The sequence below is a fragment of the Limnospira sp. PMC 289.06 genome (genome assembly GCF_032350395.1).
Classification (GTDB): domain Bacteria; phylum Cyanobacteriota; class Cyanobacteriia; order Cyanobacteriales; family Microcoleaceae; genus Limnospira; species Limnospira platensis.
Window position 1 is genome coordinate 1 of record NZ_JARPLC010000439.1, and the last position, 580, is coordinate 580.

At 45.3% G+C, this 580-nt stretch carries 2 protein-coding genes and 1 pseudogene; all 3 read right to left on the reverse strand.

Annotation, left to right across the window (positions count from 1 at the left end):
- Positions 1-277 (reverse strand): reverse transcriptase domain-containing protein (locus P5674_RS25660; protein ID WP_315670471.1); only part of this gene is annotated, 277 nt, incomplete at its 3' end.
- Positions 267-497: a reverse transcriptase domain-containing protein gene (locus tag P5674_RS25665; protein ID WP_014275007.1), complete on the reverse strand. Its 231-nt coding sequence runs from the start codon at positions 495-497 to the stop codon at positions 267-269. The genes P5674_RS25660 and P5674_RS25665, both read right to left, overlap by 11 nt.
- Positions 457-580 (reverse strand): annotated as a pseudogene (locus tag P5674_RS25670) (HNH endonuclease); the annotation flags it as partial. The gene P5674_RS25665 and the pseudogene P5674_RS25670, both read right to left, overlap by 41 nt.

The window sequence follows — 580 nt, forward strand, 5'->3', positions numbered from 1 at the left end:
CTAGGTCTTTGGAGATGACCACAAAATCATCGGCATATCTTATAAGGTTCACCTGAGTGGCTGTGCCTTTATTTGGATACATTCCTTTAACTAGCCTTTCTACTCCCAACAGTGCGATGTTGGCGAGTATTGGACTTATTACCCCTCCCTGGGGTGTCCCTGCTTCTGTATCCTCAAATACACCGTTATCTAGCACGCCTGCTTTGAGCCATTGTTTCAGGTCTCTTTTTAGGCAGCTTGGACAATGAATTTTGGACAGTAGATAATCATGGTTCACGGTAAGAGCATTTCGCTATATCTGCATCAAGTACATAGTATTGTCCTTGATTTATGGCAGTGTAAATTCTACCAATTGCGTCCTGGGCTGACCGTCCGGGACGGAACCCATAGCTAGTGCCCTCAAATCTTGACTCCCATTCGGGCTCAAGTGCCGACTTAACCAAGGCTTGCCTTGCTCTATCTTGGATTGTGGGAATTCCTATTCCAGCTTTTTTCATCCCTACCAGGTTTTGGAATCCACACCCTTCGCAGTGGTTTTGCTTTGAGGTTTCCTTTGATTTTCTCGGTCATTTCTAGCCTT

Bases quoted from the DNA above. Each gene is read 5' to 3' on its own strand.
- P5674_RS25665 (WP_014275007.1), bottom strand. From the start codon at position 497: ATGAAAAAAGCTGGAATAGGAATTCCCACAATCCAAGATAGAGCAAGG.